14 protein-coding genes are annotated in these 12,349 nt (G+C 71.8%); 11 read left to right on the forward strand and 3 right to left on the reverse strand.

The genetic code is table 11. The annotated features are described in order from the left end of the window. The first annotated feature begins 68 nt into the window (after nt 1–68). The 4 genes from gatC to gatB are packed head-to-tail and all read left to right on the forward strand — an operon-like array spanning nt 69 to nt 3,628. Nucleotides 69–365, forward strand: a complete 297-nt coding sequence (gene gatC, locus ACFVQZ_RS09715) for an Asp-tRNA(Asn)/Glu-tRNA(Gln) amidotransferase subunit GatC (protein ID WP_030492502.1) — start codon at nt 69–71, stop codon at nt 363–365. Nucleotides 366–367: 2 nt separating this feature from the next. Next, a complete protein-coding gene (gene gatA / locus ACFVQZ_RS09720; protein ID WP_383620867.1) occupies nt 368–1,861 on the forward strand; it encodes an Asp-tRNA(Asn)/Glu-tRNA(Gln) amidotransferase subunit GatA in 1,494 nt (497 codons plus the stop codon). 5 nt (nt 1,862–1,866) lie between these two features. After that, nucleotides 1,867–2,100 (forward strand): hypothetical protein, encoded by a 234-nt coding sequence (locus ACFVQZ_RS09725; protein WP_030492500.1) that lies wholly within the window; start codon nt 1,867–1,869, stop codon nt 2,098–2,100. Nucleotides 2,101–2,116: 16 nt separating this feature from the next. Next, nucleotides 2,117–3,628: an Asp-tRNA(Asn)/Glu-tRNA(Gln) amidotransferase subunit GatB gene (gene gatB, locus ACFVQZ_RS09730; RefSeq protein ID WP_383620869.1), complete on the forward strand. Its 1,512-nt coding sequence runs from the start codon at nt 2,117–2,119 to the stop codon at nt 3,626–3,628. Nucleotides 3,629–3,704: 76 nt separating this feature from the next. Here gatB and ACFVQZ_RS09735 read toward each other — a convergent pair whose 3' ends face one another. Beyond that, nucleotides 3,705–4,091 (reverse strand): NPCBM/NEW2 domain-containing protein, encoded by a 387-nt coding sequence (locus tag ACFVQZ_RS09735; protein WP_383620871.1) that lies wholly within the window; start codon nt 4,089–4,091, stop codon nt 3,705–3,707. A gap of 186 nt (nt 4,092–4,277) precedes the next feature. Further along, nucleotides 4,278–4,592 (reverse strand): hypothetical protein, encoded by a 315-nt coding sequence (locus tag ACFVQZ_RS09740; RefSeq protein WP_383620873.1) that lies wholly within the window; start codon nt 4,590–4,592, stop codon nt 4,278–4,280. Between the two features lie 21 nt (nt 4,593–4,613). Between ACFVQZ_RS09740 and ACFVQZ_RS09745 the strand changes: the two genes are divergently transcribed. Continuing rightward, a complete protein-coding gene (locus ACFVQZ_RS09745) occupies nt 4,614–4,754 on the forward strand; it encodes a hypothetical protein (RefSeq protein WP_383620875.1) in 141 nt (46 codons plus the stop codon). Here the strand turns inward: ACFVQZ_RS09745 and ACFVQZ_RS09750 are convergent. After that, complete coding sequence (locus ACFVQZ_RS09750) at nt 4,741–5,445, reverse strand: phosphotransferase (RefSeq protein ID WP_383620877.1); 705 nt, start codon at nt 5,443–5,445, stop codon at nt 4,741–4,743. The two genes, ACFVQZ_RS09745 and ACFVQZ_RS09750, sit on opposite strands and share 14 nt — an antisense overlap. 268 nt (nt 5,446–5,713) lie before the next feature. Here ACFVQZ_RS09750 and ACFVQZ_RS09755 point away from each other — a divergent pair, with 268 nt between their 5' ends. The 6 genes from ACFVQZ_RS09755 to ACFVQZ_RS09780 all read left to right on the forward strand — a co-directional run bounded on the left by ACFVQZ_RS09755 (nt 5,714) and on the right by ACFVQZ_RS09780 (nt 12,331). Further along, nucleotides 5,714–6,145: a hypothetical protein gene (locus ACFVQZ_RS09755; RefSeq protein WP_030492497.1), complete on the forward strand. Its 432-nt coding sequence runs from the start codon at nt 5,714–5,716 to the stop codon at nt 6,143–6,145. Nucleotides 6,146–6,164: 19 nt separating this feature from the next. Then, nucleotides 6,165–8,438, forward strand: coding sequence for a hypothetical protein (locus ACFVQZ_RS09760; RefSeq protein WP_030492496.1), 2,274 nt, complete (start codon nt 6,165–6,167; stop codon nt 8,436–8,438). 2 nt (nt 8,439–8,440) lie between these two features. Next, nucleotides 8,441–9,025, forward strand: coding sequence for a hypothetical protein (locus ACFVQZ_RS09765; protein WP_383620880.1), 585 nt, complete (start codon nt 8,441–8,443; stop codon nt 9,023–9,025). A gap of 158 nt (nt 9,026–9,183) precedes the next feature. Beyond that, complete coding sequence (locus tag ACFVQZ_RS09770; RefSeq protein WP_030492494.1) at nt 9,184–11,427, forward strand: MMPL family transporter; 2,244 nt, start codon at nt 9,184–9,186, stop codon at nt 11,425–11,427. Further along, on the forward strand, nt 11,405–11,962 hold the full coding sequence (locus ACFVQZ_RS09775) for a GNAT family N-acetyltransferase (protein WP_383620882.1): 558 nt from the start codon (nt 11,405–11,407) through the stop codon (nt 11,960–11,962). Before ACFVQZ_RS09770 ends, ACFVQZ_RS09775 begins: the two co-directional genes overlap by 23 nt. A 195-nt stretch (nt 11,963–12,157) precedes the next feature. Then, nucleotides 12,158–12,331, forward strand: a complete 174-nt coding sequence (locus ACFVQZ_RS09780) for a hypothetical protein (RefSeq protein ID WP_321192353.1) — start codon at nt 12,158–12,160, stop codon at nt 12,329–12,331. Nucleotides 12,332–12,349: the final 18 nt, after the last annotated feature.

A 12,349-nucleotide genomic window follows, 5' to 3' on the forward strand; every position in this document is an offset into this window, starting at 1 on the left:
ACCGGGAGGGGGAGCGGCCCCATAGGATTGGGGCACACACCATCAGACTCACCCCAGAGGATCGCTGCATGCCTGGCATCACGCGCGAGGAGGTCGCACACCTCGCTCGGCTGGCGCGTCTGGAACTCGCCGACGAGGAACTCGACCACTTCGCCGGTCAGCTCGACGACATCATCGGCGCGGTCGCCCGCGTCTCCGAGGTCGCCGAGCAGGACGTACCGCCGACCTCCCACCCGCTGCCGCTGACGAACGTCATGCGCGCGGACGAGGTCCGTCCGTCGCTCACCCCCGCGCAGGCGCTCTCCGGCGCCCCTGCCCAGGAACAGCAGCGTTTCAAGGTGCCGCAGATCCTGGGGGAGGACTGACCATGACGGACATCATCAAGCTCACCGCCGCCGAGATCGCCGCGAGGATCGCGTCCGGCGAGCTCACCGCGGTCGAGGTCACCGAGGCCCACCTGGCCCGCATCGAGGCCGTGGACGAGAAGGTCCACGCCTTCCTGCACGTCGACCGCGAGGGCGCCCTCGCGCAGGCCCGCGCCGTCGACGAGAAGCGCGCCCGCGGCGAGAAGCTCGGCCCGCTGGCCGGCGTCCCGCTCGCGCTCAAGGACATCTTCACGACCCAGGGCGTGCCCACCACGGTCGGCTCGAAGATGCTGGAGGGCTGGCTCCCGCCGTACGACGCCACGCTGGTCAAGCGCCTCAAGGCCGCCGACGTCGTCATCCTCGGCAAGACCAACATGGACGAGTTCGCGATGGGCTCCTCCACCGAGAACAGCGCCTACGGCCCGACCGGCAACCCGTGGGACCTCACCCGGATCCCCGGCGGCTCCGGCGGCGGCTCGTCCGCCGCGCTCGCCGCGTACCAGGCCCCGCTGGCCATCGGCACGGACACCGGCGGCTCCATCCGCCAGCCCGCCGCCGTCACCGGCACCGTCGGCGTCAAGCCCACGTACGGCGCGGTCTCCCGCTACGGCATGGTGGCCTTCTCCTCCTCCCTCGACCAGGGCGGCCCCTGCGCCCGCACGGTCCTGGACGCGGCCCTGCTGCACGAGGCGATCGCCGGCCACGACCCGCTCGACTCCACCTCCATCGACCTGCCGGTCCCGCCGGTGGTCGAGGCCGCCCGCAACGGCTCGGTGGCCGGGATGCGGGTCGGCGTCGTCAAGCAGTTCCGCGGCGAGGGCTACCAGGCCGGCGTCATGCAGCGCTTCGACGAGTCCGTCGAGCTGCTGAAGGAGCTGGGCGCCGAGATCGTCGAGCTGGACTGCCCGACCTTCGACCTGGCCCTGTCGGCGTACTACCTGATCGCGCCGTCCGAGTGCTCGTCCAACCTGGCCCGCTTCGACGGCCTGCGGTACGGCCTGCGCGCCGGCGACGACGGCACCCGCTCCGCCGAGGACGTCACCGCCCTCACCCGCGAGGCCGGCTTCGGCCCCGAGGTGAAGCGCCGCATCATCCTGGGCACCTACGCGCTCAGCTCCGGCTACTACGACGCGTGGTTCGGCTCGGCCCAGAAGGTCCGCACCCTCATCACCCGCGAGTTCGAGAAGGCCTTCGAGCAGGTCGACGTGATCGTCTCCCCGACGACCCCGACCACCGCCTTCCCGATCGGCGAGCGCGCCGACGACCCGATGGCGATGTACCTCGCGGACCTGTGCACCATCCCGACCAACCTGGCCGGCAACGCCGCCATGTCGCTGCCCTGCGGCCTGGCGCCCGAGGACGGCCTCCCGGTCGGGCTGCAGATCATCGCCCCCGCCATGCAGGACGACCGGCTCTACAAGGTCGGTGCCGCCGTCGAGGCCGCCTTCGTGGAAAAGTGGGGCCACCCGCTGCTCGAGGAGGCTCCGTCGCTGTGAGTGCCATGGCAAAGAAGGCCAAGAACTTCAAGAAGTCGAAGACCGGCATCTACGTCTCGCTCGCGACCACCGCGTTCGGTGCCGTCAGCGTCGCCAAGCAGGCCAAGCTGGCCCGCAACGACCACGACATGCTGCGCCTGATCGACTCCGCCGTGTCCGCCGCCGCCATCGTCACCGGCCTCGCGATCCTGTACCGCGAGCTGAAGCGCCTCGGCGACGACGACGTCCTGCTGGGCTGAGAGGGAAAGTTCCACCGTGACTGTCACTGAACTGCTGTCGTACGAGGCGGCACTGGCCTCGTACGACCCCGTCATGGGCCTGGAGGTCCATGTCGAGCTCGGTACGAAGACCAAGATGTTCTGCGGCTGCTCCACCGAGCTGGGCGCCGACCCCAACGCGCAGACCTGCCCGACCTGCCTCGGCCTGCCCGGCGCGCTGCCGGTCGTGAACGAGATCGGCGTCGAGTCCGCCATCAAGATCGGCCTCGCACTGCACTGCGAGATCGCCGAGTGGTGCCGCTTCGCCCGGAAGAACTACTTCTATCCGGACATGCCGAAGAACTTCCAGACCTCCCAGTACGACGAGCCGATCGCCTTCAACGGCTACCTGGACGTCCAGCTGGAGGACGGCGAGGTCTTCCGCGTGGAGATCGAGCGCGCCCACATGGAGGAGGACACCGGCAAGTCCACCCACATCGGTGGCGCGACCGGCCGCATCCACGGCGCCTCGCACTCGCTGCTCGACTACAACCGGGCCGGCATCCCGCTGATCGAGATCGTCACCAAGCCGATCGTCGGCGCGGGCGAGCGGGCCCCCGAGGTCGCCAAGGCGTACGTCGCCGAGCTGCGCGAGGTCATCCGCTCCCTGGGCGTCTCCGAGGCGCGCATGGACAAGGGCCAGATGCGCTGCGACGTCAACCTGTCGCTGATGCCGAAGGGTTCCACGACCTTCGGCACCCGCTCGGAGACGAAGAACGTCAACTCGCTCCGTTCGGTGGAGCGGGCGGCGCGCTTCGAGATCCAGCGCCACGCGGCGGTCCTGGAGTCCGGCGGCACGATCGTGCAGGAGACCCGTCACTTCCACGAGGACGACGGCTCCACCACCTCCGGCCGCATCAAGGACAACGCCGAGGACTACCGCTACTTCCCCGAGCCGGACCTGGTCCCGGTCGCCCCGTCCCGCGAGTGGGTCGAGAAGCTCCGCCAGGCGCTCCCCGAGCTGCCGCGCGTGCGCCGCAACCGGCTGCGCGAGGAGTGGGCCGTCTCCGAGCAGGAGATGCAGTCCATCCTCAACGCGGGCGCGGTCGACCCGATCGTCGCCACGATCGAGGCGGGCGCGGACGCGGCCTCGGCCCGCAAGTGGTGGATGGGCGAGCTGGCCCGCAACGCCAACGAGAAGGGCGTCTCCCTGGAGGAGCTGCCCATCACCCCGGCGGACGTGGCCCGGGTCTCGGCCCTGGTCGCCGGCGGCGACCTCAACGACAAGCTGGCCCGCCAGGTCATCGAGGGCGTCCTCGCCGGCGAGGGCACCCCGGACGAGGTCGTCGAGAAGCGCGGTCTGAGGGTCGTCTCCGACGACGGCGCGCTCGGCGCGGCCGTCGACGAGGCCATCGCGGGCAACGCGGCCATCGCGGACAAGATCCGCGGCGGCAAGGTCGCGGCCGTCGGCGCCCTGGTCGGCGCGGTCATGAAGGCCACCCGCGGCCAGGCCGACGCGGCCAGGGTCAAGGACCTCATCCTGGAGAAGCTGGGCGTCACCGAGAGCTGACCCTCCCGCCCGCCCCGCACACGAGAGCGGCCCCGCACCGGAGTTCCGGCACGGGGCCGCTCTGCGCGTCCGCGGGCTACTGGCGGAGGGTCGGCTCGGCGATGACGACGACCGGCTTGTTGCAGTCCTGGTCCGAGGACTTCTCCACCCGGACCAGGAGCCGCAGACCGTCGGTGACGTCCACCGTGCGGGTCACCGGCTTCCCGAGCGTGAGGTCCTGGGCGAACACCGGCTTCCCGTCGAGCAGCACGGTGATCCGCCCCGACTCCGCGGCGGCCCCGTCGTCGATCCCGGCGGTGAAGCCGAGTGTGGACCATTCCCGGTTGATGTCGAACTCGATCGAGCGGGTGGCGTAGCAGTAGGCGGCGGCGACGAGGGCGTCCGCGTACTCCTCGGTGTCCAGCTTCGCCGCCTTGATCCGGAAGGCGCCGTACTCGTCGTCGATGGGCTTCAGCGAGGTCAACGGCATCGTGACGGGAGCCTCGGGCGTCGGCGTCGGCGTGGGCGTCTGCGTCGGTGGGGGTTCCGTCGTCGGCGCGGTGGTCGCGCCACTGGGAGGCACGGCGCTGGACGCCGTCACGGACGTGGTGGGCCCCGCTCCCGCCTTGCCCGCGTCACCGCCGGGTTCGTCGTCGCCGGCCGCGAGCTTCTAGATGCCGAGCACCGCGAGGACAGTGACGAGGACGACCCCGGCGACGGCCCCGGTCACGAGCCCCTTGCGCAGCCCGGGACGCGGCGGGGGCGGGGAGCCCTGACCGCCGTACGTCGCCGCGCCGACGGTCGGCAGACCGTGCGGGCCCGGTACGGCCGGGGGCGAGACGGCGGGACCGAAGCCCACCAGGGGAGCGGCGGGGGAGCAGCCGGAGGAGGCGGTACGGCAGGGGCCGGGGGCGCGTCCCGCGGGGTCGCCGGCCGGGAGGTCGTGGTCGTGGGCACCACCCCGTGCCGGACCTCCTTGACCCACGCCGACAGCGACAGCGGGCGCTTGTCCGGATCCGCCGCGGCGATGGCGAGCACCCGGCCGCGCTGCTCCTCCGGCAGCGCCGCGATCTGCGGCACGGCGGCGAGCGCGGCGGCCAGCTGTTCGGGCGAGGCCGGCGGGGACTGGCCGCTCAGCAGGAAGTAGGCGATGGCACCCAAGGCGTACCGGTCGGTGGCCGGGGTCCGCTTGCCCTCGAAGATCTCCGGCGCCGCGTAGCCGGGAGTGAACCAGACCTCGGCGGTCCGGTGGTCGGCGGTGAGCTTGCTGAGGCCGAAGTCGACGAGGTGGCCTGGCCGTTCTCGTCGACCATCACGTTGCCCGGCGACAGGTCGCCGTGGACTACGGTCCGCCCGGACGGGGTGGCCCGGCCGGAGTGCAGCCAGTCGAGGACGTCCGCGAGCTGTTCGAGCGTCCGCATGACCTCGCGCCGCTCGGCGGGCGTCGCGAGGGTCCGCTCGGCGCGCCAGTCGCGCAGGTCGAGCCCGTCGACGTGGTTCATGACGAGGACGAGCGCCCGGCCGCTGAGCGCGCCGGACTCGCCGGGCGCGTGGATGGGCGGCCCCTGGAAGTGCTCGCGCACCCCGACGACGCCCGGACGGCTGACGAACCGCAGCAACTCGGTCTGCTCGTTCCACTTGCGGCTGACGCGCTCGAAGATCTCGGGTGTGATCGTCGTCCGGGAGTCGAGGACCTTGACGACGACGGGTTCGGCCCTGCCCGCGAGCTCCAGCTCGGCGAGGTAGAGCACGGCCTCCCCGCCGTGCCCGATGGAGCGCAGCAGCCGGTACCGGTCCGGCGCGGAGTCGGGCCCGATGTGGTGCGCCGATGCGCTCAACTTTCTCCCCGGTCACAGCGAATGACAGAGAGTCAGCTTGCCGCTCCCGTGAGCCGGGGATCAACCGGCCCCCGGCCGGCCCCCGTACTCGCCGTCTCCGACCCGCCCCTGCCCGGTCCGCCCGCCGTTCGCGCCCGCGCAGACGCCGGGCCCCGCCCCGGGAGCCGCATGACATGCCCCTGTTGCTACTGTGAAGCAACGACCCCCGGGCCGGGTGGAACGGGCCCTCAGGGGCCACACGGGGACGACCGGTCGAAGGGGGAACACGATGTCCTGGGACGAGTGGGAGCAGCTCAAGGCCGACAGCGCGCAGCGGGAGCCGGACCGGATGCGGCTCAACGGACTCGAAGGCAACGCCGGTGCGACCGCGGGCTCCGGTGACCTGGTGGTGAACCGCGACGACCTCGGAGCGATCGGGCACGAGGCGTACCTGCTCTACGGCCGGCTCTCCCGGGACGGCGACCACGCGCGGCCCGCGACCTTCGACGCGTCGATCGCCCTCACCAACGGCAACTTCACCAGCGGATCCGAGCTGCTGAAGGTGCACGACCGCTGGAACAGCCAGCTGCGCACCCTCCTCGACGCCTGCGCGCGGATCTCCAACCACCTGGACTACAGCAAGTCCGTCCATGCCAAGGACGACGCGGACATCGGAGGGCAGCTGCTCTCCACGTCCAAGATCGACGAGTACTTCAAGTAGAGGACCCGGGGGAACCGCCGTGCTGACATTCGACGACGTCGTGAACGCGCCCGTCGCCAAGCTGAAGCAGGCCGTCGACGACTGGTCGGAGATGGCCGCCAAGCTCAAGACGCTCGCCACCGATGCCCGCGAGGGCATGCAGGCCAAGACGGACAAGGCCCAGTGGCAGGGCGTCAACTCCGACGTGACGCGGCCGTTCATCGCGAAGACCGCCAAGGAGTTCGAGGACGCGCACGCGCAGGCGAAGGGCATCCATCTGCTGCTCGCCGACGCCCACACCTCCTTCCTGGCGGCGAGGGACGCCCTGGTCAGGATCAGGGACGAGGAGGCCCCCGCGGCCGGTGTCCACGTCGACGCGCAGGGCAAGGCCCGGCCCCGGCACGACCTGTCGACCGACGTCGCCGCCGCCCACGACCCGGACATCGACTACCCGAAGCTCGTACGGGAGCAGAAGGAGGCCGTGGCCGCCTGGCAGCGGAAGATCGACCGTCTCGTCGAGGACTGCGCCGACGCCGACGAGTCGCTGCGGCGCGCCCTCGCGGCGAACGTCAAGGACGACCACAACTTCAGCGCCCCCACGTACAAGACCCTCGACGAGGAGCAGGTCGCCCGGGCCGCGGAGCTGCTGAAGAAGGTCACCGGCGAAGGCGGCACGGCACGGCACCCGGGCCAGCTGAAGGAACTCGAGGACCTGCTGGACGACAACCGGAACGACCCCGAGTTCGCGACCGGCTTCTACCGGTGGCTGGGTCCCGAGGCCACGCTCGACGCGTACGCGAAGATGTCCCTGGACTCGACGTCCCTCGGGCCGGCCGGCCAGGACCGCGCCGACCTGGTCCGCGGCATCCAGTCCGACATGGGCGCGATGCTCGGCCTCGCCACCCAGCGGACGACCCCGAACCACCTCGACACGGTGTGGACGGAAGGCCTCCTGAAGGCCGGCCGCAAGGAGCTCGACGTCCCCGGCGTCGGCTTCTCCAAGATCTACGGCTACCAGGCCCTCGGCGGCCTCCTCCGGGAGGGCACGTACGACAAGGACTTCCTGGTCTCCGTCGGCCGCGACATGGTCGCCCTGGACCGGGAGGACCCGGGCCGCTGGTCGGAGTCGCTGCCCACGAACATGGACACGCGCATCAACCTCGGCGAGAGCGGCGGCAAGGGCTTCAACCCCCTCACGGGTCTCATGGAAGCCATGGCGAACAATCCCGCGGCCTCGGCTGCCTTCTTCGACGAGCAGCTCCGCTCGGACACGAACAAGGACGGCATCGTCACCCTCGCGGACGACGAGCTCACCGGCAAGGACGCGAAGAGCGTCGTCGACTACATGCTCGACCGGAAGCCCACGGACGACTACTACGACACCGTCTCCGGCAGCGGGACCACCCCCGGCCAGACCGCCCTCGGCAACGCCCTGGAGGCCGCGGTCACCGGCCGCGTCCCCGGCGACGAGGACGCGAAGCCGGTGGAGCACACCAAGACCATGGCGAGCGTCATGGAGAAGGTCGTCGAGAAGATCGGCAACTCGCCGGAGCTCGCCGTCGACGACGGCCCGCTCACCGGCATCGCCCCTAACCTGGGCAACATGGCCGCCGAGTACATGGCGGACCTCCAGGCCACCGCCGAGAACGGCGCGGAGCGGATCAAGCCGTTCGGTGAGCGGGCGGATTTCGACAAGGCCGAGATGGCCCAGTTCCTCGGCGCGGTCGGCCAGGACCCCGACGCGTACGGCGCGATCACCAACGCCCAGCAGGCGTTCACCACGGCCCTGGTGTCGGACGTCTTCCAGAACCCGGAGAAGTACGCCGACACGGGCGAGGCCGTCCGCAACGCCGTCCACCCGGGCGGCGAGATCGCGGGCATGATGAGCGAGGCGCGGGCCCAGGCCGTGGTCGACGCGGCGGCCCGCTCGGACAAGGAGTACAACGACGGCGTCGCGGAGAACGCGAAGTGGGCGAATCGCTGGATCGACCTCTTCGGGGCCAAGTACCTCGAGATGCTGCCCATCGGCGGTGACATGATCGGCTGGGTCAAGGAAGACGTCACCGAATACCTCACGGAGGGTGCGAAGCAGGACACGGCCACGGACGCCCGCCATGAGGCCGCATCGGGATATGCCCAGGCGGAGACCTTCGCCAAGAATTCCGCCGAGGCCGCCGTGGCGCGGGCGGGGAAGGCGGCGGGGCTCAGCGAGGCCGAGATCCAGGACTACCAGGGTTCCGCGTCGACCGAGACGGCATCGGCCCATGCCATCGGTCGCGACTTCGCCGTCCTCCGAGTCTCCGGGGAGAACTGATCATGCGACGCTTCGCCCGTACCACTGCGGTGGCATCGACAGCCGCCGTCGCGGCAGGTCTTCTGGCGGGCTGCGCCGCCGGCGAGGAGAAGGCCGCCCCCCAGCTGCCCGAGCGCGTCTGCTGGGGCGGTGGGGCGTTCGCCGGGAGTGACGTGGCTCCGCTTCTGCCGCCGGGCGACACGGTGGAATTCTCGCCCGATTCCGGTGATCCGTTCGCCCTGACAAAAGAACTCGACTCGGCGACCTGCACCCTGTACATCGACGGAAACACGAAGTTTCAGGCAGTGGCCACGCGCCGGAATTTCGCGGAGTCCATCGACTGGTCCTCGTGGGACTCCGCCCACCCCAAGCCGCTCGACGTGGGAGAGAAGGGCATCATCTGGGACACCGGCGCCGCCGCCTCCTTCACCTGCGAACCGGCCAAGGACGCCAACACGCCGGGGAAGTACATCGAGCTGCGGATCACCGCGAACGACACTCCCGACCCGGCCGCGCTCCAGGCCGCCCTGCCGCAGCTGATGAAGGAGTTCCAGGACTTCGCGCAGGGCCGGCTGCAGTGCCCCGGGCGCGTAGCGGGCGGGGCCTGAGGGCGGAAGGGCAGTCGGCCCGGGCCGCGGCCGAGCCACCGCGTGTGACGGCACTCCCCGGCCCGCACGATCTGTGAGGATCGACACGAAACGGTCAAACGATCACGTTTGGCTGCGACAGTGGGCCGCGAGCACCGATCCAGCAGGGAGCACGTCCTTTGGCAGCCATCGCACGGTGGTTCATCCGGCACCGCCTCGTCGCCGTTCTCCTGTGGGTCCTCGCCCTCGCCGGGGTCGGTGGCGCCGCCGCCTTCGCCGGCAGCGCGTACTCCAACGACTACGAGGTGCCGGGCACCGAGTCCGGGCGGGCGACCGCCCTGCTCGACCGCGGGTTCCAGGGGCTCGGCGGGGACACCGACACCATCGTCTGGCACACCGAGCGCGGCAGCGTCCGCGCGGACGCGGTGCAGGAGCGGGTCGGGCCGATGCTGGAGCGGGTCGCGGCGCTGCCCGGCGTCGCCGCCGTCGCCTCCCCGTACGGGGACGGTGCCGCGCGCGGCCAGGTCAGCGAGGACGGGCGGACCGCGTACGCCACCGTCACCTTCCGCGAGCAGGCCGACGACATCCCCGTCGCGCAGGCCCGGGCCCTCGTCGACACGGCGAAGACGGCCGGCACCGACGGGCTCCGGGTGGAGCTCGGCGGCAGCGCCGTCGCGCTGACCGAGGCGCCCGGCGGCCACGTCGCGGAGGCGGTCGGCGTGGCCGTCGCCGCCGTCGTCCTCTTCCTCGCCTTCGGCTCGCTCGCCGCCTCGCTGCTGCCCATCGCCACCGCCCTGGTCAGCGTCGGCATCGCGTACTCCGGGATCGTGCTCCTCGGCCACGTGATGACGGTCGCAGACTTCGCGCCCATGCTCGGCATGCTCATCGGCCTCGGCGTCGGCATCGACTACGCCCTCTTCATCGTCACCCGGCACCGCAAGGGCCTGAAACGCGGCCTGCCCGTCGACGAGGCCGCCGTGACCGCCGTCGCCACCACCGGCCGCGCCGTCGTCTTCGCCGGCGCGACCGTCTGCATCGCGCTGCTCGGCATGCTCATCCTCCGCCTCGGCTTCCTCAACGGCGTCGCCCTCGCCGCGGCCCTGACCGTCGTCCTCACCGTCGCCGCCTCGGTCACCCTGCTGCCCGCGCTGCTCTCCCTCATCGGCATGCGCGCGCTGTCCCGGCGGGAGCGCCGTACGCTCGCCGAGCACGGCCCGCAGCCCGAGCTGCCCACCGGCTTCGCCGCCCGCTGGTCCGCGTTCGTCGAGCGCCACCCGAAGCTGCTCGGGGCCGTCGCCGTCGTCGTCATGACCGTCCTCGCGCTGCCGACCCTCTCGCTCCACCTCGGCACCTCCGACCAGGGCAACAATCCGGCCACCGCCACCACCCGGCAGGCGTACGACCTCCTCGCCGACGGTTTCGGACCGGGCGTGAACGGCCCCCTCACCCTCGTCGCCGCCCTCGACGGCGCGGACGACCGGGTCGCCCTCGACCGGCTGCCGGACGCGCTCGCCGCCACCCAGGGCGTCGCCGCCGTCTCCCCGATCACGTACAACGGCTCCGGGGACACCGCCGTCCTCACCGTCGTCCCCGACTCCTCGCCGCAGTCCGAGGCGACCAGCGAGCTCGTCGACCGGATCCGCCACGACGTCGTCCCGGTCGCCGGGACCGGCACCTCGCTGGACGTGCACGTCGGCGGCATCACCGCCTCGTACGACGACTTCGCCGAGGTGATCGTCGGCAAGCTGCCGCTCTTCGTCGGCGTCGTCGTCGCCCTCGGCTGCCTGCTCCTGCTGCTCGCCTTCCGCTCGATCGGCATCCCGCTCAAGGCCGCCGCCATGAACATCGCGGCCGTCGCCGCCGCCTTCGGCATCGTCGTCGCGATCTTCCAATGGGGCTGGGGCGCCGAACTCCTCGGCCTCGGCAGCGCCGGCCCGATCGAGCCCTTCCTCCCCGTGATCATGGTCTCGGTCCTCTTCGGCCTCTCCATGGACTACCAGGTCTTCCTGGTCAGCCGGATGTACGAGGAATGGCTGGAGACCGGCGACAACCGGCGCGCGGTCCGGGTCGGCCTCGCCGAGACCAGCCGCGTGATCAACTCCGCCGCGGTCATCATGATCGCGGTCTTCCTCGCCTTCGTGCTCTCCGGCGACCGGGTCATCGCGATGTTCGGCATCGCCCTCGCCGCCGCCGTCGCCCTCGACGCCTTCGTCCTGCGGACCCTCCTCGTCCCCGCCCTGATGCACCTGCTCGGCGGCGCCAACTGGTGGCTGCCCCGGAGCCTCGACCGGATCCTGCCCAGGATCAGCATCGAGCCGCCCGAGTGCCGCGTCGCCGCCGACGCCCGTGCGAAGATCCCCGGGCAGCGCATCACGGTGACGGACACGGAGGAGAACGAGGATGTTCGCGATATCGCTGGGTGACGACGCCGCCGAGCTGAGGCCCCTGGAGCCCTGGCAGGCGGAGGAGTTCCTCGCCCACATGGACCGCGGCCGGGAGTACGTCGGCACCCACATCGGCCTCGCCGACGCCGTCCACGACCTGGACTCCGCCCGCGCCTTCCTCCGCGGCTACGCCGAGAAGACCGCGAACGACGCCGGACGCCTCTACGGCATCTGGGCCGACGGCACCCTCGTCGGCGGCGTCATGTTCCGCACCATGGACGTGGCCGCCGGCCACGCCGAGGTCGGCTGCTGGCTGGAACCCGCCGCCGCCGGCCGCGGCCTCGTCACCCGCGCCTGCCGGATCATCATCGACTGGGCCGTCGAGCAGCGGGGCATCCACCGCCTCGAATGGCTCGTCTCCTCGAAGAACGAGTCCAGCATCGCCGTCGCCCGCCGGCTCGGCATGACCCGCGACGGCGTCCTCCGCGAGCACTACGCCCACCGCGGCACCCGCACCGACATCGAGGTCTGGTCCCTGCTGGCCCCCGAGTGGCGCGCCCGCCGCACCGCCTGACCCGCCCGGGGCGGCCCGGGGAACCCGTACGCACCCTCCCCGGGCCGCCTAAGGCGGCCCCCGGCCCTCCCTAAGGCACCCCGCGTCCCGAACATGCGGCACTCGCCCGATGCCGCGGCACCGGCTGGGCGGCGAAGGTGGAGGCATCGCGAAGAGCGATGCCGACACCGGCCACCACCGCCCAGGGAGCACCCCATGTTCCAGTACGAACTCCACCGCGCCGCCCACGCCGAGCTGGTCCGCGAGGCCGCCGCCCAGCGCCTCGGCCGCGAGGCCGCCCGCGCCGCCAAGGCCGCCCGCCGCGCCGGACGCCATGAACCCGAGGGGCGGGTGAGCACCGGCAGGGAACGCTTCGCCCGGGTCGCGTGACCCCGTATGGGTGAGCCG

This window comes from Streptomyces sp. NPDC057854, assembly GCF_042797055.1.
Taxonomy (GTDB): domain Bacteria; phylum Actinomycetota; class Actinomycetes; order Streptomycetales; family Streptomycetaceae; genus Streptomyces.

Excerpts from the sequence above, each read along its gene's own strand:
- gatC (WP_030492502.1), top strand. The coding sequence starts at position 69 with ATGCCTGGCATCACGCGCGAGGAGGTCGCACACCTCGCTCGGCTGGCG.
- gatA (WP_383620867.1), top strand. The coding sequence starts at position 368 with ATGACGGACATCATCAAGCTCACCGCCGCCGAGATCGCCGCGAGGATC.
- ACFVQZ_RS09725 (WP_030492500.1), top strand. The coding sequence starts at position 1,867 with ATGGCAAAGAAGGCCAAGAACTTCAAGAAGTCGAAGACCGGCATCTAC.
- ACFVQZ_RS09755 (WP_030492497.1), top strand. The coding sequence starts at position 5,714 with ATGTCCTGGGACGAGTGGGAGCAGCTCAAGGCCGACAGCGCGCAGCGG.
- ACFVQZ_RS09765 (WP_383620880.1), top strand. The coding sequence starts at position 8,441 with ATGCGACGCTTCGCCCGTACCACTGCGGTGGCATCGACAGCCGCCGTC.
- ACFVQZ_RS09775 (WP_383620882.1), top strand. The coding sequence starts at position 11,405 with ATGTTCGCGATATCGCTGGGTGACGACGCCGCCGAGCTGAGGCCCCTG.
- ACFVQZ_RS09780 (WP_321192353.1), top strand. The coding sequence starts at position 12,158 with ATGTTCCAGTACGAACTCCACCGCGCCGCCCACGCCGAGCTGGTCCGC.